The following is a 21,984-nucleotide window of genomic DNA, read 5'->3' as shown; positions in this document are numbered from 1 at the left end:
TCACGAGGTACGGGCCACTTCCAGGGTGGTGCCGTCATCGAGGTGGCGGGCGACGGGCCGGCCCACGATCGCCACAGCACGCAGGGTGCCTTCCTCGTCGGCGGCTCCGACGGCGAAGATCTGTCCTGGCGGTGGCGCGTGGTGCCGGTGCCTCCGGACGAAGTCCTTGGCCTCGCGGGAGCGGACCGGCACCAGGCGCAGTCGGCCCTCGCTCATGCGGCCTGCCGGTAATCTGACTGGAGCGGGGCGTGCTTGGCGACGGCACGATCGGTGATCGCCTTCGAGGCACGGGCGGAGGCAGCGGCCAGTTCGCCGGCGCCGGATTCGAGGTACCAGGGGCGCAGGTCGAGCATCGCGGCGCGCATGCCGGTGGCGAAGACCAGGGCGGTGCCCTTGGGCAGGGCACGGATCGCGTCGGCGGGCAGGATGCGCTCCTGCCGCATGCTGACGGAGGTCGACTTCCCGGACTCGGACGTGGAGGTGGAGGTGGTCTCGACGTCGTGGTCACCGATCAGCCGGGACAGCTTGTCCGCGAAGTCCGGGTCGTCGATACCGGAGCCGATGACCTTGACGGTCGCGGCCGACCACATCGCGTCCATGCCTGCGTCGCCCCAGACCTTCTGGCCCTGGCGGTAGGACTGCAGGATGGTGATCGGGATGATCCCGCGCGAGCCGAGGTGGGAGTACAGGTCCGGCAGATCACTGATCTTGCAGACGTTGGCGGCCTCGTCCAGGATCGCCAGCATCGGCGGGTCGAGCCGGCCGCCGACGCGCTCGGCCTGGGCGGTCGCGGCCCGCATCACGGAGTCCGCGCACGCCGCGATCAGCGCCGACGCGCCTCCTCCGCCGTCCTTCGACAGCAGGTACAGGGTGTCGGTGGAGGTGACGAACTCGGCGGGCCGGAACTCGGGGACGTCCTTCTGCGGGGTGACCCACGCGGCGATCTCGCTGTTGAGGAGGGCGGCGGCGTACTGGCGGGCGGTCTCGTAGATGCCGTCGCGGGTCTCGGGCGGGCCTTCCACGGTGCCCTTGAGCTGGGCGGCGACCGCGGTGAAGTCGTGGTCGCGCAGGATGTCGAGCGGGGTGCGGTCGGCGGGGAAGGCCAGCCACTGCATCACGTCCGTGATCGGCCGGTCATCGAGCGCGGCGGCGAGGAAGAGCTGGCTGAGGATGTTGGATCCGGCCTTGGACCAGAAGTCGCCCTGCTGGGAGGCGTCCACGGAGGCGGCGAGGAAGTGACCGGCCAGGCGGCCGGCGCCGTCGAGAGTCTTGGCGTCGGCGAGGGGGTTCCACCACATCTCGCGGGCGGCATGCGCGATCTGCTGCGGGTCCATCGACCACACCCGGCCCACCGCTGCGCGGGCGTCGAGGGTGGCGGTGTAGGCGTCGCCGGCCGCCTTGTTCGAGGTCAGCAGGACGGGGCCCGGCGCGTTGAGGATGGAGGGGATCGCCAGCGAGGTGGTCTTTCCCGACCGCGGCGCCATGATGGCGACGGCCACGTCCTCGTACCCCATGCGGACTTCGTGCCTGGTGCCCTGGAGATTGCCGAGGAGGATGCCGGTGTCGCGGGCGTCGATGTGCTTCGCGGTCTTCAGGCTCGGGCGCAGCGAGCGCGCCTTGTCGGTGATCGCCTTGGCCATCAGAGGCTCGATGTCCTTCGGCTTGGCCATTCCGGTGATCTTCTTCTTCCGACCACCACCGTTGTTCTTGTGCCGGGCCCACAGCAGGCCGGCTGTTGCACCGAGGGCGAGAAGGAGGGTGACGGGGATGATGCGGGCACCGATCAGCAGGGACGTTTCTCCGGCCGTCGGCCAGAGCTGGTCGGGGTGGAGCAAGGCGGTGGTCGGCTGGTACGACGCCCAGGGGTGTCTGGTGAGGCAGGCGGTGATGTTGCCGGACAGCCAGGCGAGGTGAGACAGGGGGACGACGACGGCGAGGACGCCCATCAGGAGACGGAAGGCGATGTCGTAACCGTCGGAGTTGTTGGCGGAGGTAGGAGGCAAAGGGCTACGTGCTTCGGTGCGGGGACAAGGGCATCAGCGGGTGCGGACGGGACCGGCGGACGGGCGTCGGGGAATGGCGGTTGGTGCTGCCGTGGCCGCGTGTCGGGCTGCGAGTTGGCGGACGCGGTCCTCTAGCGCGGAGGCGACCTGCCGGGCCGGTACTTCCTGGCGGGTGTGGGTGACCAGATCCGGGTTGCGGGTCGGGAGGCTGAGCACCGTGCCTGTGCGTGCTGCCGGGTGCGGGTCGGTGAGCGCGGTGGTGAATGCGGCGATCAGGTGCTTGGGTGTGTGCTCACCGAAGCGGGCCTGCCACACCGGGGGCCGTGCGTCGTCTAGGACGGCGCCGATCCACCAGGTCCCTGTCGTCTCGTGGACGTCGACCCGCACGGTGCCGTCGGGTGAGACGAACCGGTGGAGGTTGTAGGACGGCGACCACCCGGCGCCCAGGAGCGGCGCCAGGGGGTCGTGGGGCTTGTCCCGGTCGGTGGTGGGATCGGTGAGCGCGTCGGTGAAGCCCGCGATGATCTCGACGGGGGTGAGGGCGCCGAAGCTCGCGTACCAGGCGGGCCGGTCCTCGGTGGGCGCGTGCTGGAGCGTCCACCACTGGCCGTCGGGGTCCGGTTCCAGCCGCAGGAGGGCCTTTTGGTCGGGGCTGGAGAGGATGACGCGCGGCATGAGGGGGTCGTGGCCGTGGCTCCAGCCGCAGGCGCGGTGCGGGGGGACGGTGATCCATGCGGGAACACCGCCGCCGGCCAGGTGACGTGGAGCAATGAAGTCGACGTCGACCGTCTGGGAAGGGCCGTCGTGCACCGTCACCTCCGTGCCGCCGCGGTTCGGCCAGTTGCCCGGGCTGGTCGCGTGGTGGGCGGGGGAGCCAGCGGGGACGGCGCGTGCCGGGCAGTGGTGTTGATCTCACTGATCACGTGACCGTGGGTGGCCCAGTCGTCGAGGTAGCTCCAGCACTCGGCGTGGTGCTCGGCAAGGGCGGCGTCGAAGACGTTCGTCCCGGGCTTGGCGTCGGTCGGGAGACTTTCGCGGGTGTGGAGCCATTCCTCGTGCAGCGTGTTGAGGCGGTCCAGCGCGTCGCGCAGGACGCCGAGTTGGTAGATCCAGCGGGTCTGCGCGGTGCCGGCGGGAACCAGGGGCAGTTGCGCGTCGGCGGTGTTCAGCAGGTGCCGGGCGCCTGCGCGCAGGTTCTCGAACGCCGCGGCGGTGTCGGCATCACGCTGTTGCTGGCGCAGCCCGTAGGCGTGGTCGTCGTACGGCCAGCCGTCGAGGTCGGTGTGCTCGTCGGAGTAGACGTTCCAGGCGTCGAGGATCTTCTTGGCCTCGCGGATGTAGCCGTCGAGGTGGCCCAGGAACTCACGGTGAGCGTGCGGGTGGGAGATAGGGGTGTCCTTTCGCGGGGTCAGCGGCGGGCGGCCGGCCGCGCGGCGGCGGGCGCCGCCGGGGAGGCGCTGGATTTGCTGTTCTGCCGAAGGGCGGCACGGACCTTGGCACGGATGCTGTTGAGACGGTCCGTGTGTGCCTCGACGATCTGCTCCGGCCTAAGCGGGCTGGGCGTCTGAACGGCGCTGTGGTGGGCGGTGCGGTCGCCCATCCCCCGCTGGAGCGGGGCAGGGTCGACGAGCGCGGTGAGGAAGGCGTTGACCAGGTGGCCGGGCGTGCGATCCTCGAAGGAGGCGTGCCACAGCCGGGCGCCCTGGCGCCCGCGGTCGGGATCGTGGACCTCCACCTGCCAGGACAGGAGGGAGTCGGGTCGCCGTTCGAGAAGGCAGACAGCGTCCGGTGAGCTGGCCGCGCCGCGTGCGTCCAGGAGCCATCCCGCAGCGTCCACCACATCCAGCGGGCTGCTGCGTTCGGTGGGTGCGGGGGCGACGAGGGCGTCGGTGAAGCCGGCGAGGACCTCGGCGGGCACGAGTTCGCCGAAGGTGGCGGTCCAGCCCGGCTCGGTGTCGGTGGATTCGGCCCACAGCCGCCACCAGGCAAACGTGCCGGACTCCGGGACGAAGTCGAGGCGGTAGCGGTGATCCGGGCTGCTCAGGACGATCTCGGGGCTGAGGGGGTCGGAGGTGCGTTTCCATCCGGCGGCGGCCAGGCCGTGGGTGACATGGCGGGCGTCGCCGGGGCCGGCGAGGTGACGGGGACTGGTGTCGAACGGGATGCGCCAGGCGTGCCTCCTGGCGAATTCGTCGAGCTGCTGTCCGCTCACCGGCACGAGCCGCACCCCACCGTGCGCGTCGGCTCGGAGGAGGCGTACAAGGCGCGCAGGTCGTCGATGACGTAGTGGAGAGTGTGCTGGTCGGTCTGTTCCCAGGCGGCACTGCGCAGTTCCTGGACCAGAAGGTCGACCTTATGGTCCAGCGGGGTGTCCGGGCGGTGGGTCTGCACGATGCGGGCGAGGGCACGCAGAGCGTCGGCGAGCTGGACGGGAAGGCCGGTGTACTCGTCCAGCAACGGCTCGACCAGGGCGAGGGCTTCGGCGGGGTCCGGGTCCTGGCGTAGGTATTCGGTGAGGCGGGAGAGGGTCTCGGTGGCGGCGTGGACGCTGTCCGGGGTGAGGTGGGGCACAGAATTCCTTGGTGGTGCGGGTCAGCGGCGGGCGCGGAATGCGCCGGCACCGGCGTGGGGTCGGGGAGTGGTGCGGGGGCGTGGGCTGCGGACGGAGTTGCGGGCCCAGGTGGCGGCGCGGGCGGCGGTGATGCGGGCCTGTTGCCAGGCGCCGAGCTGGGAGGGCAGGACGGACACGGAGGTGGTCCGGATCTTCGTGCTGTGCGGGACGCGTCCGCGGGGGCGCATGACCGGCTCGGGAGAGGCCAGCGCGGTGGAGAAGGCTTGGACGAGGTGCATGGGGGTGCTGGGAGCGAACTGGGCGGTCCAGCCGTTGCCGCGCTCGTCCCGGGCGCCCGACCACCACAGGGCGTTGCCGTCACCGTCCTGGCGGAAGTGCATCCACGCCGTACTGTCGGGGCTGGCCGCCGTGTAGTTCCGCCCTTCGAACTGCGTGTGCCAGTGCTGCTCTTGCAGGGGCGCCCACACGTTGGGGGCGTGCGCGGAGCGGGAGCGGGTGAGAGCGTCGGTCAGTCCAGCGACGATCTCCACCGGCGCCTGCCGGCCGATCACCGCCCACCACTCGGCCTGGTTGCCTTGTGCGGCACTGCGGATGGTCCAGCCGCCGGGCTGGGTGTAGGGGTCGTAGGAGAGACGGACCGCACGGTCGGGGCTCTCCATGACCAGAGGGCCGCCCATCTTGGACCTGTCCTGCCAGCCTGAGGCACGCAGGAACTCCGAGACGTGACGGATGTCGCCTCCGCCGGCCAGCGCCCGGGGCTCGACGAGGTAGTGCTGCTCGGCCTGCTCGCCCGGCCCCCAGCCCTGCCACTGGGTCTTCCTCACCGGCGCCGCCGGGCGACCAGCGGGGCCGGGGCGGGAGGCTTGCTCGCTGCCAGGCCCGTCCGTGTGCCGAACTGGACGAGGGTGTCCTTGTGGTCGTCCAGGTCCAGGCCGATGCTGTGCAGCTCGTTCGCGGCTCGGCCCAGGGACAGCCACACTTCTGCCGGCAGCGCACCGCGTTCGGCCTGGTGCTGGGCAAGGCGGGACCCGGCTTCTACGAGCTGGGTGAAAGCGCCGAGGATGCCGTCATCCGGGTTGACGATGCGTGCGATGGCCTGGACGGCTTCGTCGGCAGGCAGCTGGTGCAGATCGGTGGAAAGGTGTGCGAGCCGCTGGGTGATCTCGGCGGTCAGTCGGGCGGTGTTCTGGGTCGGGTGCGGCATGCTCCTCCAGGCGGTAGATCGGGATTACGGGCGGGTGGTCCGGGGGGCTTCACTGAGGGCGGCCTCGGGGCGCGCACCGGCCAGGAGACAGGTGCGGTCGGGCCCTGCCGGTATGCAGGCGCGCAGGTAGCGGCGGAACACGGCGGTCGCCAAGCGGGGGCTGAGGCGCCGGCTCATCGGCGGGGGTGTGCGGGGAGTAACGGGCTTCTCCGAGTGGTTGTTCCGGGTGGGGGTAAGGGCGGGCCCCGGCTGGGGCCCGCCGCGTTTACGGGGTACGTCCGGTGGGCGCGGGGCGCCGGGAGGTGGCGGCAGGGCCGCCGGGCGGGTGGGTGGTCTGGCGGGAGGTGCCGGATCGGATGTCGTGCAGTGCCTGCTGGTAGGCGGCCTGGTCGAACACCTCGGGTGTGCAGTTGACCTTGTATCCGGCCAGCAGGAGGGTGGGGATGGCGCGGGTCGCCAGGCGCTGCTGCTCGGCGCTGTCGAGGTGTGCGGGGACCTCGTGCCAGATGTAGACGGGCTCCGGGGTGGGGAACTGGTGTCGTTCGAAGCCCAGCTGGTCGAGCTGGTCGAGCAGCTTCGCGGGCGCACCGGTCGGCGTCTCGACGTAGATGGTGGTATTCAGCCATCTGCGGTAGATCTCGACGTCGGTGCCGTACTCGTCGGCACGGTTGCCCATGACTCTCCTGTTTCAGCGGTTGCGGGATACGGCAGCGACAGGACGCTGTGCTGGGCTGTGCGTTCTCACGGCCTGACCCGGTTGGGCGGGCATGCGGGCGACGTCGCTCCGGACGCGGAGGATCTGGTCGGCGGCCCGCGAGAGCGCATCAGCCGCGCTCCCGAGCTGCGCAGCCGGTTCCAGGTTTGCGCCGCTGGCGCCGGGCTGCAGGGACCACAAGCAGGCGACCGCTATGGCCTGCCGGATGAGCGGCAGAAGTCCCTCGGCGGGTGCAGCGATCTCGGTCAGGAGGGCAGCCCTCTCCTTGCCGTTGAGGCACGAGTGCCCTGTTGCGCCAGCTCAGCGACGTACCGCAGTGCGGCCTCCCGGCCGGCGTCGGGTACGGCGAGGGCGTTCAAAGCTGGGTCGAGGTGAACGCTGTATCCGGCGCTCAGCAGGGCGTGCGATGCGGCCGTGGCTCTCCGACGCTGTTCGGCGGCGGGAAGACCATGGGGAAGACGGTGGTACGTGCCGCGGGGGCCGGGGTGATCGAGGAAGCCGGCTCGCTGCAGGAGAGCGGCGGCTTGCTCGGTGCCGCCCAGGGCGACGACCAGTCCGCTTCGCGCGTCCTTGGCGATGGTGACGTACTCCAGGACATCGAAGTCGGGCTCGACCTCGCTCATCGCGTCCGGGCCGCCGACGCCCGGGACGCCGTCGGGGCCGGCGGGGCTGCCGGCGCCGTGGCAGTGGGGGCGATCCGGCCGGAGGGGTGCTGGAGTGCGGTGCCGATGCCGTGGGCGCGCAGCTGCTGGCCGGTTGCGCGGACGGCACGCGCCTGCTTGTAGGTGTCGTCGCCGGAGAGCCGGTACACGCCGGTCTGCTCGTCTTTGACGAAGCCGTTGGCGGCCAGCACGTTCGCGGCTGTATCCCCGACCGGGGCGGCGGCGAGGCTGCCGTCCGGCTGCCAGGTCAGCACGACCCGGTCCGGCTGCGAGGGCACGATGTCGTCCATGGCGTTGAGGCGGACGCGGGCCAGGGCGGTGTCGTAGCGGGCGAGCAGGTCACCGGCGACCTGTTCTGCGGCGAGGAAGGGATCGTCGGTCACCACGATGCCATTGGGCTCGGGCACGCCGCGGTACGCCTCGTCGGGCAGGCCGCGCGGTGCAACCGCGGCGATGAGGAAACCGTCGCGCTCGTCGTGCCGGTCGAGAATGACCAGCTGGGCACCGTCCGGACGGGACAGGACGGCCGCCTGGCGCAACGGGTGCGCGGCGAGGGATTCGGCGATGAGGTCCAGGTCCCAGACGCGGTCGGCCAGCTCGGCAAGAGCCTCCTGGTCCTTGGCGGGGTGGTGGGTGCTGCGCCAGGTACCGGGGAGTTCGCCGGCGAGAACGTCTGCGAAGGAGGCGAGGCGCTCGGGGTCTTCGTGGTGGTGCATGGAGTCCTTGGCGGGTGAGGGGGTGGTGTCAGCGGCGCGGTCCGGCGGCCACGGGCGGGGGGACCGGGATGGCGCGCGGCGGAGGTGGGCAGGCGCACACGGCGGACCGTTCGCGTTCGTCGGCAGGGACCTCTTGGGTGCACGCGACGCGGCCGGGGTGCGGGGCATGCCGGTCGGCGAGGTCATTGCGCGTGTGCACCAGGTCGGTGCGGACGACGGCGAGGCGTTCCTCGGCGAGGTAGCGCAGCCGTCGCGCGGTGTACAGGGCAGTTGACGCGCCAAGATCGTCGTGGAACTCAGCTGCAGCAGTGAGGACTTGGCCGACGGCATCGAGGATGCCGTCGCAGGGGGCAGTCAGCTCGGTCAGGATCTCAGCGACCTCCTCTGTGGTGGTCGCCTGTCGGATCCGGTCGGCGAGCTGGGCCACCGAGGCACCCAGCGGCTCGTACTGGGCGGGGCGGCGGTCGGTGTCGAAGGACGGGTCGCAGTCGACCTGGTAGCCGACCGCCCGCAGCCGGGCCACGGCTTCGGTGGCCAGGCAGTTCTCCTCGTCCTGCGCCAGGCCGGCGGGAGCGCGGTGGTAGGTCTCGTGGAGGCGGTGGACGGGCACGAAGCCCGCCCGTTGAAGCACGCTGTGGGCTTCCGGATCGCCACCGCGAGCGAGCACTTCCTCGGAGTGGGGGTCGCGGCGGATGGTCAGGGCGCGGTCGGCCAGAGGCAAGTGAAAGGTTTCTCCTAAGGTGAGTGGCCGGCACAGGCTCGTGCGGCCGGTACCACCGGCGCTGCTGTCGACCGCCTGGAGCGGGTGGTCAGACGGGCAGCGACGCCATCGAGGCCCTGCTGGATGCCATAGAGGCGGCGGGCTATCAGCTCCAGCTGGTGCGCCGTGTCGGATCCGGTGCAGGGCTGGCGAGAGGCGCGGTACGCGGTGTGCTCGATGAGGCCGCGCACGGTGGCCAGCGGACCGGACCGCTCGTCGGCGAGCTGGGCGAGGACGCTGGCGAGCTGAGCGGACGCTGTCGGTACGGCCCTGGCCACCTGCCGGTCGTCGGATGCGGACGTGATGGTGGTGAGACGCAGGTCCTGCTCGATGTGGCGGGCATCAGATGCGAGCCGTTGCAGCAGGTCGGCTGCCAGGCGTGCTGGCCCGAACGGGAATGAGGTGTCCCAGGTGGCCTGGGTCCGTGCGCGCGCCAGTGTGAGGGCGCGGCCGGGGCGGCGGAGAGGCAGTCTCAACGGCCGCCCCGGGCATCGGCGATGTGGACCAGTTGGCCGAGGGCCGTGGTGGTGTACCAGCCGCAGTCGATAACAGCGTCGGCGTGGCCGGTGTACTTCGGCAGCAGATGATCAGCCATGGCTCGCAGGTAGAGCACGCAGTCCGGGCAGCGGCGTGAGAGGTGCACGAGGTAGCGGGGGTGCGCGGTGATGAACGTCTGCGCTCCGCCGTTGGGGTCGCGCAGCCGCCAGCCGTCCTCGTCGGTCGGGGTGTGCCAGGACGGGGCGACGACCTGCATCGCATTCCCCCACAACTCGGCCCCCGTCACACCCTTGATGACCACGACTTGGTCGCCGGGCTCGAAGTGCCCATGGGTGATGTCCCGACAGGGCGTGAGGGAGTCGGGTGTCGGCGCGAAGGCCGGGGTGGACGGCGGGGTCCAGGACGGTGGGAACATGCGGATCCTTCCACGCTGTGCGTGTGGCGGCGGGAGGATCAATGGTCCGCAGGATCGCCGGTTTGGCTAACCGGCGATCCGCGGCTATGTTCCGCATGGTTCGACAGAACCGGTCGCCCGCCCCGGGGTTTTGCGGCAGCGCGGCGTCTTTCGAGCTGAGCAGGCCGGAGTCGCCTGCGTCGTGATGGTCGCTGTCCGGCCGCGAGCATGTCCGTCGTCCTCACGCGTAGATGTCGGCTGACGCTCCGCCGAGCCGCTGATCGCGGCGCACCTCCGGTACAAGAAGATCTACACTGCCAGTTTCTGTGGCGCACGTCACACCGGCCTTGCTGGTGCGGCGAGCTGTGGCGGGGCTCGTTCGTTCGGATCGGTCCTTGACGCTTAAGACGTGCGGAAAAGGGCGCGTGACCTGCGCATTTCCATCCGGCCCAAAGCTGGCATTGTTTTCGATGTCGGGAGGGCGGTATTCGCTAATTTACCCACCGGAGGGGGTGGTGCGGCTAGTTATGCGCGGCATTCCTCGCCGGGTGGTGAGATGGCCCCTGTCGCGGGTGGTACGTTAAGCCTGCCCACCTTTTCCGGAGGAGATTCGCATCGGGAAGGGGGTGAAGGACGTGGAGAGTGCTGGTCAAGATGCGCTTGAGGAGCCGGAGCGGCCCTCGTTCTGGCGTCGCCTGCGGGCGCGCCGGAACCGATGGCTGGAGGCGGTGGAACTCGTAGCGCGGCTCGGCCTGGTCATCGTGGAAATCGCCCACGTGATCGGGTTGTAGCGGGCTTGGCCAGGACGTATTGCCGGGAGCCCGCCGCGTGCGGCGGGCTCCCGCGTCGTCCACGCCGACCCGGACGGGGTCTGTCGATGCTTGGACGGCTAGGTAGGCCCCGTCGTCGTTGTGGATGACGCTTAAGACTCTACCACTGAAATTGATTTCGCCAGGGATCCGCGAATTTTCTTCCGGTTGACTTTTCGGTGATCCCGGTTCGATGAGATTTCATTTGGTGTCGAATCTGATCGCAAATCTTCGCTCTGGGGTTTCGTGTGCTTCTGGCGATCGAAATTTCGGCGGGATGATTTGGGTCGTCACCCGTTTGGGTGGCTGGGTTGGAAAGTCGGCTGTCTCGGCCCTGAGGTATTTGTGAAGCCCTGGTACGTAGGCGTTTCACCGGCGGTGCGTCTACGAGGACCCTCTTCCCGCAGGTTGAACCCCAGCTCAAGCCGGCGCTCTGATGTGCTGTGTGCCGACAGTCGCCAGCGCCTGTCCGTCAAAGTTGATCAGCCATTCGGGTGAGGGGCGCTCAAATCCGCACCGGCCTGGCATCCGGGAGTGGGGAGTCAGTGGAAGGGGTTCTCCGTTCTGCGATCGTGTTCCGTCGCGGCGTTGAGGAGTTCGAGCAGGTCGGCACCGTCAGCGTCACGCTGGTCGATCCACCATCCAGCCCGCGTGACCGTACGGGCCTTCTCCTCCAGCTCTGCCCAGTCAGCCTCGTCCCAGGTGCCTTCGACGACGAGCGCGGTGTGCGCGGCGCACATCAGGTGGTGGCGGGAGCGTTCACCCCAGTCCACGGCGCGTTCCGTTCCTTCCAGCGGGGGCATGTCGAACTTGGTGGCCCACTCGGTGGCAGCCCGCTGTTCCTCGGCCCGCTTGGCGGCGAGCCATTCCTCCTTGGAGGCGGTGTCGTTGCTGCGGGCGGCCTTCCAGCAGTCAGTACAGTCCCGTCCGCCAAGCCAGCGGGCGAACCCTGCCCGCCGGTCGGCGGCGCGGTCGGACAGGTCATGGACGACTTCGTGGCCGCAGGCGTGCTCGACGGTCCACTTCGTGCGGACAGCCATAGATCGATCTCCTTGAACGGGTCGTATGTGAGTGAAGGTGCAAGGGGCCCGCCGAATTCGCGGGCGGCCCTACGCTCGGCGGGTGACGGCCGTGCTGCGGGGCGGCGCTGTGGGAGGTGTGGTGCTCAGGGCGGGGCGGGGCCGTATCCGCGGTGGTACCGGGGTGCGGTATGGCGGAAGCACGCCGACCGTGGCGGCGAGATCCTCGGCCACGTCGTGCACCTCGCGGGTGAGGAAGGCGAGTTGCCGGCCGAGGACGTCGAGCGGGCACCGAGCTGCTGCCCGCGGACGGTGTCCAGGGCGTAGGACAAGCGGGCCGCGGTATCGAGGAGGCGCTCCAACCGGACCAAGGGACCGGCTTCATAGCCTTGCTGCGCGGCGGTGAGCAGGGCTTCGGAGACCTCGCCGGCGGTGCGGGCCTCGATGACCTCCTGGAGCAGCTCCTGCACAGGCCGCTCGGGCGTGGGCTCGGGCCGGTCGAAGCCGGACGCGGCGTGCGGCCGCAAGACTCCGGGAGGGACTGCGCGAGGCAGGGCCTGGCCGGCGGCCGATTCGTGTTCGTAGCCCCCGATCACCTCCCAGCCCGCCGTATCAAGGTCGCCCGCCAGGGCGATGACGGTGGAGATGCCGTCCTCAACCAGGTAGGCGAGGGTGATGAGGCGACCGTCGGCCGCATACCACGACTCAATGGGGTCCAGCTCGCCCCGCCGTCGGGCAGCGCGGGCCTTCTCGGTCCACAAGTGCTTGTCCTCGCTGGACAGATGGGGCCCGGGTTGATGGTGCTGGTCGGCGAGGTCGGCTGCGACGGAGCCGTAATCGGCCCAGAAGGCCAGGTGCGGCCACACGGCCGTGTGCTGCTCCCGTTCGTCGGCCGATCCGGGTGCGGCGGGATGGTCCAGCACGCGGGTGATCTCGGTGTGGGAGGCGGCGAGGGCATCGAGCAGGTCCCGCCAGGCCGCGGTGTGGGGGACCTTGGGCAGTCGGTTGAGGCTGCTGCGGGCCGCGTCAAGCAGCTGGTGGCCCTGCTCGACCAGGTGCGTGGCGTAGGTGGCGAGGGCAGCTTGGGTGCGGCGGTCTCGGGCAGTTGCGGATGCACGATGGTGGACAGTGCGGCCGTAGCGGTCCCGGGCGGCATCCAGCGTCGACTCAGTCTCACGGTCGATGACCGCCATCCGCAGCCGGAAACCGCGTGCTCGCTCGGCGAGCTGCGCCGCGCTGGGCGTAGTGGTATCAGAGATCGGTTCTCCTGGCGGAAGGTTTCAGCGGCGGGGTGGCCTGCTGGGCGGCGCTTGGGCGGTCATGGCCGACCGCCGTGGGGGCGAGGCCGGAGCCTCCTGACCGGGTGGGTGAGGGCGAAGACCGGGGTCGAGGTGCACCGGGTAGCGGGCGGCGGTGAGCATGTCCGCCGCCCAGGCCGCGTGCTCGTTCTCCCAGCCCCGGCCGAGGCCGAACGGCAGCCGTATCCAGTGCCCGCGCAGGGCCGGCAAGAAGAGGAACCCGGCTCGGAGCAGGATGTCCCGCGCGAACGCGTCGATGGTGCCGGTGACCTCGACCTCGCCACCCCGCCCGCGGGTGATGCGGATCGTCTCACCGTCTGGTGTCATCGGGAGCGTCTAGCCGACAGGTGAATGGTCGGAGCGTAGGTGGGCTTCGGCGGGATGGCTCGCGCGGCCGGTGCGGTGGTGGTCGGCGCCGCACGGCGTTGGGGGGAGCGCATGGCCGCGGCCTGTGCGATGCGGGCGCGACGATCCGAGACAGCGTGGCGCCGTACCGGGCGCGGTGCGGCGGCCGGTGCGTCCGGATCGAGGCCCATGTCGGCAGACACCGAGTAGCCCTGGGCCCGCAGATCGCGGACGGCCTGGCGGGTGCGGCGCGGACCGTCACGGTCGGGCTCGGTGAGGCGGTAAAGCCCGGGACGATCGGGGATGGGCTCGAACTGCTCGCGGGTGAGGAACCAGTGGGCCAGGTGCGCGGGCATCGTGGCGGTGAAGGAGGCGACGAAGCCGTGCTGGGGATGAGTGCCGAAGGCGAAGTGAGTACCAGGGTCCAAGAAGGTGGGTCTCCTTAGGAATCGGGTGCCGGTCAGCGATGGCGTGCCTGGCCGGGCGTGAGCCGGTGGGGTGGCTGGGGAAGGGCAACGGTGGGGCGTGGGCGAGGGGAGGCAGCGCGGGCCTGGCGCAGAAACTGCTGGCTGTGGGCGAGCCAGGTCTCGATGGCTGGCCGGGTCTGTGCTCGGTGCTCGGCGCGAGACAGCGGAACGCCGCTGTTCAGGTCCTCGCGAACCTGCAGCGTGGTGAGGAGCGCGACGGCGAGCTGGTCGAGCACCTCGGCGTCCTGCGGCCACGCGCTGGTCGCTGGACGGCACTGGTCGAGTAGCGCCGGGGCGTGGTCCAGGACGGTGAGGAACTCCCGCCACGCGCTTTCCAGGAACTCGCCGGCGGCCGTGGTGAACACCGGGGGTTCGACACGCACGGCACCGCCGGGCTGGGGGGCGGCAGGCAACTCATTCCAGGAGCCCCACTCCGACTGGATGAGGTCGAGGGCCTCGGCCACGTGCGCGATCCGGCGCTCGTGGACGGCGCGGTCGTAGGCGGGCAGGTAGCGCTGGGTGATCACCTGCGCGGCGCGGCCGGGGAACGGCGGCACGGTGATACTGCGGGGAGCGTGCGGATCGTTGGACCCCTCACCGAACGGCTCCGGTGCGAAAGCGCCGACGAGGTAGCTCAGTTGATGACCGGGGCGTTCAACGAGGAGCAAGGTGGTGCCGGAGATGGGGTCGGTGAGAGTGGCGGCGTAGGGGATTCGGTCGGTCCGTACGACGCGGGCGAGTTCGCCGCAGTCCCACAGATAGGGCGCGAGGTCTTCCTGCCACACCGGGTGGGAGTAGATCTCGACCTGGGTGTCCCACTGGCCGGGCAAGCAACGGGCGATGTCCTGGGCGGTGTCACCGATGAAGCGTCGGCTGCTGGCCGTCACCTGTATCCCCCGCGCCTCGGCACGCTCGGCCAGGTGGGCCAGGGTGGCTCTGACTGCCGCCTCGTCCGTGTAGGTCAGCTGGTACACCCCCGCCTCGCCCCGGCGAAAACCGGCATCGTTCAGCGCGCTTTCCGCGGACTTGTACTGCTCGCCGGTCGCGATGGCGACGACGCCAGTGTTGCGGCTGTAGGCGAGCGTGATCTGCGCGTCAGCCACTCAGGCGCTCGCGGGGGTGCGAAGACATATCGTCCTCCGCGTAGCCTTGACCGGCGACAACAACATCCATGACGACTCCAATCTGGGTAAGGAGAGCACCGCTGTGCCCCTGGTTTCTGTGGTCATGCCTGTGCACAATTCGGCGGCCACGCTGGGGCCCGCGGTTCGGTCGGTGCTGGCGCAGACCCACACCGATCTCGAATTGCTGATCACAGACGACGGCTCTTCGGACGAGTCGATGGATCTGCTGAGAGAGCTGGCGCGGCAGGACGAGCGGGTCCTGCCGGAGGCAGCGGTCCGGCAGGGGGGCGCGGCTCGGGCCCGCAACCTGGCGATCGCGCGGGCTCGGGGTGACTACGTCGCCTTTCTCGACAGCGACGACCTGTGGCTTCCGACGAAGGTCGAGAAGCAGCTCGCCTTCGCCGCGGAGGCCGGCACACCCCTGACGTTTACCTCCTACTACAAGATGGACGCCTCGTTCGAGGGTGAGGCCGTCGACTTCGTCCCGAACGGGCGTGTGGTGTGGGCGCCGGACCGCGTGGACTACAGCGCGATGCTGGTCCAGGACCACATCGGCGCTCTGACCGCCATGTACGACCGCAGTGTGGTCGGTACGAAGCTGATGCCGGACATGCCGAAGCGGCAGGACTACGCCCTCTGGTTGTCGATCATGCGAGATGGGACTCCCGCGCGGGCGCTGCGGGAGCCGTTGGCGGTGTACCGGGCGCAGCGGGCGGGGTCGCTCTCGTCGAACAAGCTGTCGCTGGTCCCGTACAACTGGGCCCTGTACCGTCGGCACGAACAGCTCTCGGTGTTCCGGTCGGCTCGGGCGCTGGCCGGGTCGGCATGGCACTCGGTGCGGAAGTCACGCATCTAGCCCCCGATCACGAGTTCGGGGCAACCGGCGCATCCGCTCGGGGAGGGGCCCGACCGGTGCCCCGCCTCGCAGGTGTGCCGCGTAATCGGCGGCTGGACCCGGTGGGTCACCGGTGCCGGCACAGGAGCGAGCGCAGGCTGCGGCCGTACTGCCAGGCGTGCTCGCGGGCGGCGCTCTCCAGCTGGTCGTATCCCGGCTGGGCGGTCATCTGCCCAGGGTGCTTGCGGTAGCGGTAGACCGGCAGTGGCAGCAGGATCCCGGGAGCAAGGTTGGTGATGCCGACGGCCGCCATGTAGTCCTCTCCCTGGACGAGGCCGCCCATCGGGGCCGCGCGCACCAGCTCGGTGCGGGCCAGGATGGTGGTCGGTCCGATCGGAATGGTGTCGGCCGGTGAGCGCCAGTACGTCCATACATCCCCGGCCTCGTGCCGGCCGGGCGGCGCCGGGCACCGCCAGAGCGTGGTGCTGCCGTCGGGGTGGAGGTCCTCGCTCCACCCGGCGCACCAGCCCACCCCCGCCTGCTCTAGGGAGCTGAGGCGGGCGGCCATCGCGTGGTCAGGGAACAGGTCGTCGTCAGCCCAGTTCACGTACGGGGTGCGGACGAGGTTGAGGGCGAAGTTGCGGGCGCAGGCCGCGCCGACGGACCGCGGCACAGTCAGGGTGCGCACGCGCGGATCGCTGGCCAGCGCTGCCGGCAGACGGTCGGGGCCGACGCCGTCGAGGGCGATGACGGCCTCCCAGGGCACGGTCTGCCGACAGAGACTGCGGTGCATGGCGGTCAGGAAGCTGAGGCGGTCCTCGCGCAGGCGGGTGGCGATGACGACCGTGATCAGGGGGCTGGGCAGGGTGAGGTCTCCGGTGTGCGGGGGCGGGTGGGTTAGCGGCGTGCGGCCGTGCGGGGCCGTGGCGAGGCCGCGGCCCGCGCGGTCCGCGGGGCCGTGCGCGTGGAGGTGGTGAGCGGCGTGGGCGTGGGCGCGGGCCAGTGAGCCGGATGGTCGCTGAAGCGGGTGCGGGGGTCGGTGTCCCAGCCGATGACCGGACCGGCGTCGGCGTGGGGCACGCTGATCACTTCGATGCCCTCGGAGCGCAGGACATAGCCCCACTGCACGTCCTGGTCGGCGGCGGTCCGATCCGTGACCGTCATACGGACCGGCGGGGAGCCGTCCGGTGTGATCAGGTGGTCGAGGGTGCGGCTGGGCCACTGCTCGCCGCCGGTCAGCGCCGTGACGACCTGCGCTGGCGCGCCGGCGAGGAGGTCGGTGCCCAGCTCATCCCAGCCGACGGCCACGCCGTCGACGAGGTGCTGGGCCATGGCTTCGAGGTCGCCTTCGAAGCGGTACTGGAAGGCGGCGAGGAGGAGGGGCAGCTTCGCGCTTGGCTGGCCGTCGAGCTGGACGTAGATGCCGTCATAGCCGCTGGTGGTGGGGCGGGCGATGAAGGAACGGGTCGACAGAAGGAGCCTCCGGAGGTTGCGATCAGCGGCCCGGGGTCGTACCGGTGGGCGGTGCGCCAGGCGGCGCGGGCGGGAGGCCGGGCCCAGTGCGGCCCGGGGACGGGCTGGGCGGGGGCGGTGGCGGGTCGTACTCGGCGCGCAGGATCGCCAGGTCCGCTTGATGGCCGAGGGCCAGTGCCGACAAGCTGTCGCTGGCCGCCCTCATCAGCATCTTGGGCGGTGAGCCCAGCTCCGCTCCGCGGTTCTGGCCCCGCCACCGGGCGGCAGCCACAAGGTACTCACTCACCGCTTCAAGCACGGGTGCGGCGGCATCCAGCAGGCGCTGGGTGACCGCACTGGCCTGCGCGGGGGTCTCGGCGGCGGCAAGGGCATGGAGATAGGGGCCGAGGTCGGGCGCCTGCAACGGCTGCTCGGGCAGCGGGTGCTGTGCCAGGAACGGCTCGGCGTCCCGCCGGGCCCACCGCAGCAGGTCGTTGTCCGTGGCGATGCCGTAGCGGGCGGCGGCGATCTGGTCGCCGTCGCGGCCGACGTTGTCGTACAGCTCGAAGTCGGGGTCTCGCAGGGCCCGCTCCTAGAGGGAGAAGTCGGGGACGGTGGGCTTGGCGTCCGTGCGGCGGCAGCCGCCAGCAGGCTGGAGGGCCTCGGCGTGGCCGGGACGGAGGCGACATCGGAGCAGGTGAAGGTGTAGGTGAAGGCAGGGGCCGGTGCGTTGAGCCAGGCACGGTCGAGCTTCTCCGGCACGATCTGAAGCCCCGGGGCGGCCACGGCGTCGTGCTGGGTGTGCGTGTGGGAGAAGATCACGAGCACGCCGGTAGTCGTCTTCAGCGCGTATGCATCGGGGAACTCCGTATCGGCGGACGCGAACTGGGTGGTGCCGCGTGTGCCGAACTTGCGGGTCGTCTGATCGTGGACCTTGATCTGCCGCCGGGATGCCTCGGTCGGGGTGAAGACCTTCTTCCCCGTCCTCTCGCCTCCGGTCGCGAAGTTGTCCGCGATGGCCGTGCGCAGCACGCCGACCGGCGCGGCGAGCGAGGTGGAAGAGGCGTCGACCGCGGTGGCGTAGCCGTCCTTGTCGAGGGCGATGTCCGGCAGCTGCTCGGGCTCGTCGAGGTCGACGGCCGCGACCATCTCCCAGCGCTTGGCCTTCGTGTTCTCGGCCAGGACCAGCACGCGGGCGTACTGCTTCCTGCTGCCGGAGCGGGTGACGGCGGCGAACCATCGCTGCTGGCCCGGCTTAACACGCGGGATGTAGACGTCTGTTGCATCGAGGTCGTAGGACCACGGCCGGTACGGCTCGCGGTCCGACCTCGGCAGGGCCGCCGACTCCTTGAGGTCGGCGGACGACATCGCGTACAGCGGTCCGTTCTCGATGGTGTCGAGGAGTTTGGTGTCGCCGGTGGCGTTGGCCTTGTTGTTGATCTGTGAGTAGTGGGCGATCTGGGCCAGGGCCTCCTGCTTCGTGAGCGCCGGCTCGGCGGCCGGTGTGGGCTGCGTGGTGTGGTACGGAGTGGCCGCAGTGGCGTCGCGGGCGCCGCTGGAGGTGGAGCAGGCGGACACGGTCAGCGCGACGGCCGCGGCGGTGAGCAGGAGTGTGGTGCGGCGGACAGAAGTGTGCAGGGGAATGAGGAAACTCCGGGGGATCGTGATTCAGCGGGTGCGGGCTGGGGCGGCCGTCGGCGGTGACGGGGCTGGCCATATCGATCGGGCGTCCGCGGCAGTGCGCAGGGACTTGGCGGCACGGGCGAGATGCGCGCGGCTCTCGGCGAGGCGTTCCACGAGTTGCTGGTGCGCGGTGGCCACGGTCCGGGTGCTGGCGCGGCCAGGATCTTGGTGGCTGAGATCGGCGAGGACGCCAAGGCAGTGGACGGCACCGCCCAGAGCAGCGAGTGCGGCTCCGGCGGGTTCAGCGGCACGGGCGAGGGCGAGCGTGGTGCGGCGATGGGACGGCGTGGTCTGGTGCGGATAACGAGCAGCGGCTCGGTGGCAGAAGGCGTTCTCGCCGGCCAGGTAGCCCAGCAGCCTGGCCAGGTGCCGTACTTCATCGTCCAAAATCTCGCTGAGCCGGGGGCCCGGCTGGACCTGGTCAGGAAGCGGGAGCTGGTCGGCCACGGTGTTGATCCGGTCGGCTACGTCGTGCAGCAGCATCCGCTGGTCGGGATCGGACAGCGACGGTGTTCGCACAGGGAGGTCCGGTTCTACCGCCGGGCGGCCGGCTGCCTCGCGCCGGGCGGTGCGCCCAGCGTCGGTGCTGCCGTGCTGATCGGACGGGATGGGGTGGGTGCGGCGTGCCGGAAGTTGACGCCGATGCCTTGGGCGGTGAGCTGCCGGACCGCGCTCTGCAGCAGCAGGGCGCGTGCCTCGGTGCTGTAGGAGGCTGGCAGGACGAACGCCGCCTCGTGCGGGCTGTACTGGAAGCAGCAGGCGTACAGCACGGTGCAGGCCACGGCGGGCACGCTGGCGGACGGGGCGCCCACCACGCCGTCGGGGTACCAGATCAGCGTGAGCGACTCGGTGACCTCAGGCGCGGCGGGTCGGTGCGGTGGCTCCGGCTGATGGAGGGCGCTGCGCCGTACCGCGTTCAGGGCTTCGGCGTAGCGGGGCAGGACACGGCGGGCGACCTGGGCGGCGGCACGGATCGGATCGTCGGGGACGGCGATGCCGTTCGGCTCGTCCATCCCGCGGAAGTGGTGCGGCTTGAACCCGTCGGGCCGTAGCGGCGCTACCAGGTACTGGCGGGGGTAGCGGGGGCGCGGTATCACGCAGAGCTGTTCGCCGGCTGGCCCGTCGAGGAAGGCGGTCGGCGGGGCCCAGTCGAGCAGGGCCGAGTGGGTCGGCCCGCAGTCCCAGACCTGGTCTGCGACATGCGGCTGGTCCTGGGGCGGTGGGAATCCGGTGTACCGGCGGTGCCACTGCCCAGGGAGGTGCGCCGCGAGTTCGGTGGCGAAAGTGCTGTGAGTCTGTGATGACAGGTGGCTCCTCCTGGGGGCGGAAGGGGGCGGCCAGGGCAGCAACGTCAGCGGCGGGACCCGGGCGTGTGCCGTGGGGCGGTGGAGCCCGGCGAGGTGGTGGCCGTGGGCGCGGTCGCGCGTGTCGGTTCTGCGTTTGCTGTTGTTGGCGCGTAGTGGGCGCGCAGGTTCTCCAGGTCGGCTTGGGCCACCTTGGCCATGGCGGTTCGGATGCTTAGGGCCGCTTCGCGCAGCAGGCGCACCGACTGGGGCGTGTGCCGGTGCTCGGTGCCGGCCCAGAGGGCTACGGCGATGAAGTGGCTGGCGATGTGGTCGAGGACGGGTGCGGTGTCGGCGACCAGCTGGTGGGTGATGGCGCTGACCTCGGCAGGTGTCTTGGCCGCGGGGAGCGCCTGGAGGTACGGCGTCAGGTCCGGTAGAGGGGTGGGCTGGTCCGGCAGCGGGTGGTTGGCCAGGAAGGTCTCGGCGTCGCGGCGGGCCATGCGATAGAGGTCGCAGGGTGGAGCGGGGCCGTCGGACTGTGTGGAGGGGCGTGGCGACAAGGAGTCTCCGGTGCGGTGGGCGAGGCCGTCCAGGGTCAGTGCATGCGGGCGTCGGTGTCGAACAATGCCAACTCGTCACTGTGGAGCAGGTGTTGGACGATGAAGGACCTGCCGGCGACCTTCCACAGGCCACGGCCGCGGTTGAGGTGGGCGATGGCGTCGACTTCGACGGAGGTCAGGCCGAGCAGGGAGGCGGCGGCGTGGAGCTGGTCGGTTTCCTGCCGGTAGATGATGCGGGTGGAGCAGTCGGCGAGGAGGCCCTCGGCGAGCGCCCGGCCCTGTGATCCGGCGTCGCCGGCGGTGAGCAAGTCGCTGAGCCTGTGGATGACCATGAGGTTGGCGATGCCGAGTCCGCGGGAGAGCTTCCACTGGGCCTGCATGCGCTGCAGCAGGCCGACGTGGCGCATCAGGCGCCATGCCTCGTCATAGACGATCCAGCGCCGGCCCCCGTGCGGGTCGGTCAGGGCGGACTCCATCCAGGCGGAGGCGCAGGTCATGGCGAGGACGAGGGCGGTGTCGTCACCCGATCCGCCGAGCCGGGACAGGTCGATGGTCAGCATCGGCGCACGCGGATCGAAGCGGACGGTGGAGGGCGCGTCGAACATGCCGGCGAGATCGCCGTGGACGAGGCGGCGGATGGCGTGGGCGAGGTCGCGGGCGGCCTCGCCGAGGTGGCCGGACATCGTCCCGGCGGCCTCGTCGAGCTGGGCCGGGTTGTTGAGGGCGGAGGCGACGTCGCCGAGCAGCGGTGTGCGGCCGGTGCCGGCCGCACGGTTGACTGCGGCGTCGAGGGCGACGTCGAGCGCGGTGTGCTCCATGGGCAGCAGGTCCCTGCCCAGGACGGTCCGGGCCAGGGACCCGAGCAGGAGCAGGCGCCTTTTGCGGATCTCGCCTTCCCAGTGGGCCTCGGTGATGCTGTCCGGGCGCGGGGCCGCGTCCAGGGGATTGAGGCGGCCGGGCAGCCCGGGGCCGAGGGCGACGGAGGTGCCGCCCAAAGCCTGGGCGACCGGGGTCCACTCGCCCTTGGGGTCGCAGGGGACGTACACGCGGTAGCCGAAGGCGATGGAACGCAGAGCGAACGACTTCGCGAGCGCGCTCTTGCCCTGGCCGATCACGCCGGCCAGCAGCACGTTCGGGTTGGTGAAGCCCTCCACCTTGCCGTACAGCGCGAACGGGTCGAACACGAAGGATGCTTCGGCGTGGACGTCGCGTCCGATGTAGATGCCCTCCGCGCCGAGCCCCCCTTCGGCGAGGAAGGGATAGGCGCCCGCCGCGATGGCGGTGGTCATGCGGTGGGCAGGCAGCTTCAGCCGGTTTCCTCGGGCGGACGCCCGTCCGGGGCGCCCGCCGGGCGGATAGACGGGTGCAGGCGCGGCGTGCTCGTCCGGTGCCGGGCCTGTGGCCGGGTGGGTGGCTGTCTCGGCGCGTGCCTTTGCGGCGGCTTCGGCGAGCTGCCTGCGGGCGGCGCGCCGGGCGGCGCGGTCGGTGCCGTGCGGGGTGAACAGCGGGCTGGCGGAGGCGCGGCGTGCGCGGCGGGCGGGCCGTCGGTGGTTCATCGGGGGCCCTCGATTCGGCGGATGGT

27 protein-coding genes are annotated in these 21,984 nt (G+C 70.9%); 2 read left to right on the top strand and 25 right to left on the bottom strand.

Annotated elements, in window-relative coordinates:
- From ABB07_RS09430 to ABB07_RS09370, 13 genes are all read right to left on the bottom strand, one after another.
- Window positions 1-216: an XF1762 family protein gene (locus tag ABB07_RS09430; RefSeq protein WP_244189295.1), complete on the bottom strand. Its 216-nt coding sequence runs from the start codon at window positions 214-216 to the stop codon at window positions 1-3.
- Complete coding sequence (locus tag ABB07_RS09425) at window positions 213-2,003, bottom strand: type IV secretory system conjugative DNA transfer family protein (RefSeq protein WP_208898290.1); 1,791 nt, start codon at window positions 2,001-2,003, stop codon at window positions 213-215. The genes ABB07_RS09430 and ABB07_RS09425 overlap by 4 nt, the downstream gene beginning before the upstream one ends.
- Window positions 2,004-2,036: 33 nt before the next feature.
- Window positions 2,037-2,813, bottom strand: a complete 777-nt coding sequence (locus ABB07_RS09420; protein WP_341845879.1) for an SPDY domain-containing protein — start codon at window positions 2,811-2,813, stop codon at window positions 2,037-2,039.
- Between the two features lie 598 nt (window positions 2,814-3,411).
- The gene (locus tag ABB07_RS09415; protein WP_341845878.1) at window positions 3,412-4,215 is read right to left on the bottom strand and encodes an SPDY domain-containing protein; all 804 of its coding nucleotides are present in this window, start codon (window positions 4,213-4,215) and stop codon (window positions 3,412-3,414) included.
- Complete coding sequence (locus ABB07_RS09410; RefSeq protein WP_208898287.1) at window positions 4,212-4,574, bottom strand: hypothetical protein; 363 nt, start codon at window positions 4,572-4,574, stop codon at window positions 4,212-4,214. Before ABB07_RS09410 ends, ABB07_RS09415 begins: the two co-directional genes overlap by 4 nt.
- Window positions 4,575-4,595: 21 nt before the next feature.
- Window positions 4,596-5,399, bottom strand: a complete 804-nt coding sequence (locus ABB07_RS09405) for an SPDY domain-containing protein (RefSeq protein WP_208898286.1) — start codon at window positions 5,397-5,399, stop codon at window positions 4,596-4,598.
- Entirely contained in the window at window positions 5,396-5,779 is a 384-nt protein-coding gene (locus tag ABB07_RS09400) for a hypothetical protein (protein WP_208898285.1), read from the bottom strand. The genes ABB07_RS09405 and ABB07_RS09400 overlap by 4 nt, the downstream gene beginning before the upstream one ends.
- A 265-nt stretch (window positions 5,780-6,044) precedes the next feature.
- Window positions 6,045-6,455, bottom strand: coding sequence for a hypothetical protein (locus ABB07_RS09395; RefSeq protein ID WP_208898284.1), 411 nt, complete (start codon window positions 6,453-6,455; stop codon window positions 6,045-6,047).
- Between the two features lie 284 nt (window positions 6,456-6,739).
- On the bottom strand, window positions 6,740-7,117 hold the full coding sequence (locus ABB07_RS40680; protein WP_244189294.1) for a hypothetical protein: 378 nt from the start codon (window positions 7,115-7,117) through the stop codon (window positions 6,740-6,742).
- Window positions 7,114-7,872 (bottom strand): hypothetical protein, encoded by a 759-nt coding sequence (locus ABB07_RS09385; protein ID WP_208898283.1) that lies wholly within the window; start codon window positions 7,870-7,872, stop codon window positions 7,114-7,116. Before ABB07_RS09385 ends, ABB07_RS40680 begins: the two co-directional genes overlap by 4 nt.
- 28 nt (window positions 7,873-7,900) lie before the next feature.
- Window positions 7,901-8,593, bottom strand: coding sequence for a hypothetical protein (locus ABB07_RS09380; RefSeq protein WP_208898282.1), 693 nt, complete (start codon window positions 8,591-8,593; stop codon window positions 7,901-7,903).
- 14 nt (window positions 8,594-8,607) lie between these two features.
- Window positions 8,608-9,108 carry a hypothetical protein gene (locus ABB07_RS09375; protein ID WP_208898281.1) on the bottom strand — a complete coding sequence of 167 codons (501 nt, stop codon included), beginning with the start codon at window positions 9,106-9,108 and terminating at the stop codon, window positions 8,608-8,610.
- The gene (locus ABB07_RS09370) at window positions 9,105-9,545 is read right to left on the bottom strand and encodes a hypothetical protein (protein WP_208898280.1); all 441 of its coding nucleotides are present in this window, start codon (window positions 9,543-9,545) and stop codon (window positions 9,105-9,107) included. Before ABB07_RS09370 ends, ABB07_RS09375 begins: the two co-directional genes overlap by 4 nt.
- A gap of 605 nt (window positions 9,546-10,150) precedes the next feature.
- Between ABB07_RS09370 and ABB07_RS09365 the strand changes: the two genes are divergently transcribed.
- Entirely contained in the window at window positions 10,151-10,315 is a 165-nt protein-coding gene (locus tag ABB07_RS09365; protein ID WP_208898279.1) for a hypothetical protein, read from the top strand.
- A 560-nt stretch (window positions 10,316-10,875) separates the two neighbouring features.
- Here the strand turns inward: ABB07_RS09365 and ABB07_RS09360 are convergent.
- The 5 genes from ABB07_RS09360 to ABB07_RS09340 form a co-directional block, all read right to left on the bottom strand.
- Window positions 10,876-11,373 (bottom strand): hypothetical protein, encoded by a 498-nt coding sequence (locus tag ABB07_RS09360; RefSeq protein ID WP_208898278.1) that lies wholly within the window; start codon window positions 11,371-11,373, stop codon window positions 10,876-10,878.
- Between the two features lie 125 nt (window positions 11,374-11,498).
- A complete protein-coding gene (locus ABB07_RS09355) occupies window positions 11,499-12,545 on the bottom strand; it encodes a hypothetical protein (protein WP_341845877.1) in 1,047 nt (348 codons plus the stop codon).
- Between the two features lie 87 nt (window positions 12,546-12,632).
- Entirely contained in the window at window positions 12,633-12,977 is a 345-nt protein-coding gene (locus tag ABB07_RS09350; RefSeq protein ID WP_208898277.1) for a hypothetical protein, read from the bottom strand.
- A complete protein-coding gene (locus ABB07_RS09345; RefSeq protein ID WP_208898276.1) occupies window positions 12,974-13,423 on the bottom strand; it encodes a hypothetical protein in 450 nt (149 codons plus the stop codon). Before ABB07_RS09345 ends, ABB07_RS09350 begins: the two co-directional genes overlap by 4 nt.
- Window positions 13,424-13,455: 32 nt before the next feature.
- A complete protein-coding gene (locus ABB07_RS09340; protein WP_208898275.1) occupies window positions 13,456-14,565 on the bottom strand; it encodes a hypothetical protein in 1,110 nt (369 codons plus the stop codon).
- Window positions 14,566-14,668: 103 nt separating this feature from the next.
- Here ABB07_RS09340 and ABB07_RS09335 point away from each other — a divergent pair, with 103 nt between their 5' ends.
- Window positions 14,669-15,442, top strand: coding sequence for a glycosyltransferase family 2 protein (locus ABB07_RS09335; protein ID WP_208903364.1), 774 nt, complete (start codon window positions 14,669-14,671; stop codon window positions 15,440-15,442).
- Window positions 15,443-15,548: 106 nt separating this feature from the next.
- Here the strand turns inward: ABB07_RS09335 and ABB07_RS09330 are convergent, their stop codons facing one another.
- The 7 genes from ABB07_RS09330 to ABB07_RS09300 form a co-directional block, all read right to left on the bottom strand.
- Window positions 15,549-16,274, bottom strand: a complete 726-nt coding sequence (locus ABB07_RS09330; protein WP_208903363.1) for a glycosyltransferase family 2 protein — start codon at window positions 16,272-16,274, stop codon at window positions 15,549-15,551.
- 44 nt (window positions 16,275-16,318) lie between these two features.
- On the bottom strand, window positions 16,319-16,753 hold the full coding sequence (locus tag ABB07_RS09325) for a hypothetical protein (protein ID WP_425264694.1): 435 nt from the start codon (window positions 16,751-16,753) through the stop codon (window positions 16,319-16,321).
- A gap of 423 nt (window positions 16,754-17,176) precedes the next feature.
- On the bottom strand, window positions 17,177-18,451 hold the full coding sequence (locus tag ABB07_RS09320; protein WP_208898274.1) for a DUF8094 domain-containing protein: 1,275 nt from the start codon (window positions 18,449-18,451) through the stop codon (window positions 17,177-17,179).
- A gap of 90 nt (window positions 18,452-18,541) precedes the next feature.
- Window positions 18,542-19,075 (bottom strand): hypothetical protein, encoded by a 534-nt coding sequence (locus ABB07_RS09315; RefSeq protein ID WP_244189292.1) that lies wholly within the window; start codon window positions 19,073-19,075, stop codon window positions 18,542-18,544.
- Between the two features lie 14 nt (window positions 19,076-19,089).
- On the bottom strand, window positions 19,090-19,569 hold the full coding sequence (locus tag ABB07_RS09310) for a hypothetical protein (RefSeq protein WP_208898273.1): 480 nt from the start codon (window positions 19,567-19,569) through the stop codon (window positions 19,090-19,092).
- Between the two features lie 338 nt (window positions 19,570-19,907).
- Window positions 19,908-20,342 carry a hypothetical protein gene (locus ABB07_RS09305; protein WP_208898272.1) on the bottom strand — a complete coding sequence of 145 codons (435 nt, stop codon included), beginning with the start codon at window positions 20,340-20,342 and terminating at the stop codon, window positions 19,908-19,910.
- Window positions 20,343-20,437: 95 nt separating this feature from the next.
- Window positions 20,438-21,958, bottom strand: coding sequence for an ATP-binding protein (locus ABB07_RS09300; protein ID WP_208898271.1), 1,521 nt, complete (start codon window positions 21,956-21,958; stop codon window positions 20,438-20,440).
- Window positions 21,959-21,984: the final 26 nt, after the last annotated feature.

The organism is Streptomyces incarnatus (assembly GCF_001027185.1).
GTDB lineage: Bacteria > Actinomycetota > Actinomycetes > Streptomycetales > Streptomycetaceae > Streptomyces > Streptomyces puniciscabiei.
Note: the sequence above shows the minus strand (reverse complement) of the source record. Positions and strands in the feature narration are given on the sequence as shown.

What these genes read in the sequence shown, in the direction of transcription:
- ABB07_RS09430 (WP_244189295.1), bottom strand. Translation starts at nt 216, where the DNA reads ATGAGCGAGGGCCGACTGCGCCTGGTGCCGGTCCGCTCCCGCGAGGCC.
- ABB07_RS09400 (WP_208898285.1), bottom strand. Translation starts at nt 5,779, where the DNA reads ATGCCGCACCCGACCCAGAACACCGCCCGACTGACCGCCGAGATCACC.
- ABB07_RS09395 (WP_208898284.1), bottom strand. Translation starts at nt 6,455, where the DNA reads ATGGGCAACCGTGCCGACGAGTACGGCACCGACGTCGAGATCTACCGC.
- ABB07_RS40680 (WP_244189294.1), bottom strand. Translation starts at nt 7,117, where the DNA reads ATGAGCGAGGTCGAGCCCGACTTCGATGTCCTGGAGTACGTCACCATC.
- ABB07_RS09385 (WP_208898283.1), bottom strand. Translation starts at nt 7,872, where the DNA reads ATGCACCACCACGAAGACCCCGAGCGCCTCGCCTCCTTCGCAGACGTT.
- ABB07_RS09370 (WP_208898280.1), bottom strand. Translation starts at nt 9,545, where the DNA reads ATGTTCCCACCGTCCTGGACCCCGCCGTCCACCCCGGCCTTCGCGCCG.
- ABB07_RS09360 (WP_208898278.1), bottom strand. Translation starts at nt 11,373, where the DNA reads ATGGCTGTCCGCACGAAGTGGACCGTCGAGCACGCCTGCGGCCACGAA.
- ABB07_RS09355 (WP_341845877.1), bottom strand. Translation starts at nt 12,545, where the DNA reads ATGGCGGTCATCGACCGTGAGACTGAGTCGACGCTGGATGCCGCCCGG.
- ABB07_RS09350 (WP_208898277.1), bottom strand. Translation starts at nt 12,977, where the DNA reads ATGACACCAGACGGTGAGACGATCCGCATCACCCGCGGGCGGGGTGGC.
- ABB07_RS09325 (WP_425264694.1), bottom strand. Translation starts at nt 16,753, where the DNA reads ATGGCCCAGCACCTCGTCGACGGCGTGGCCGTCGGCTGGGATGAGCTG.
- ABB07_RS09310 (WP_208898273.1), bottom strand. Translation starts at nt 19,569, where the DNA reads ATGGACGAGCCGAACGGCATCGCCGTCCCCGACGATCCGATCCGTGCC.
- ABB07_RS09305 (WP_208898272.1), bottom strand. Translation starts at nt 20,342, where the DNA reads ATGGCCCGCCGCGACGCCGAGACCTTCCTGGCCAACCACCCGCTGCCG.
- ABB07_RS09300 (WP_208898271.1), bottom strand. Translation starts at nt 21,958, where the DNA reads ATGAACCACCGACGGCCCGCCCGCCGCGCACGCCGCGCCTCCGCCAGC.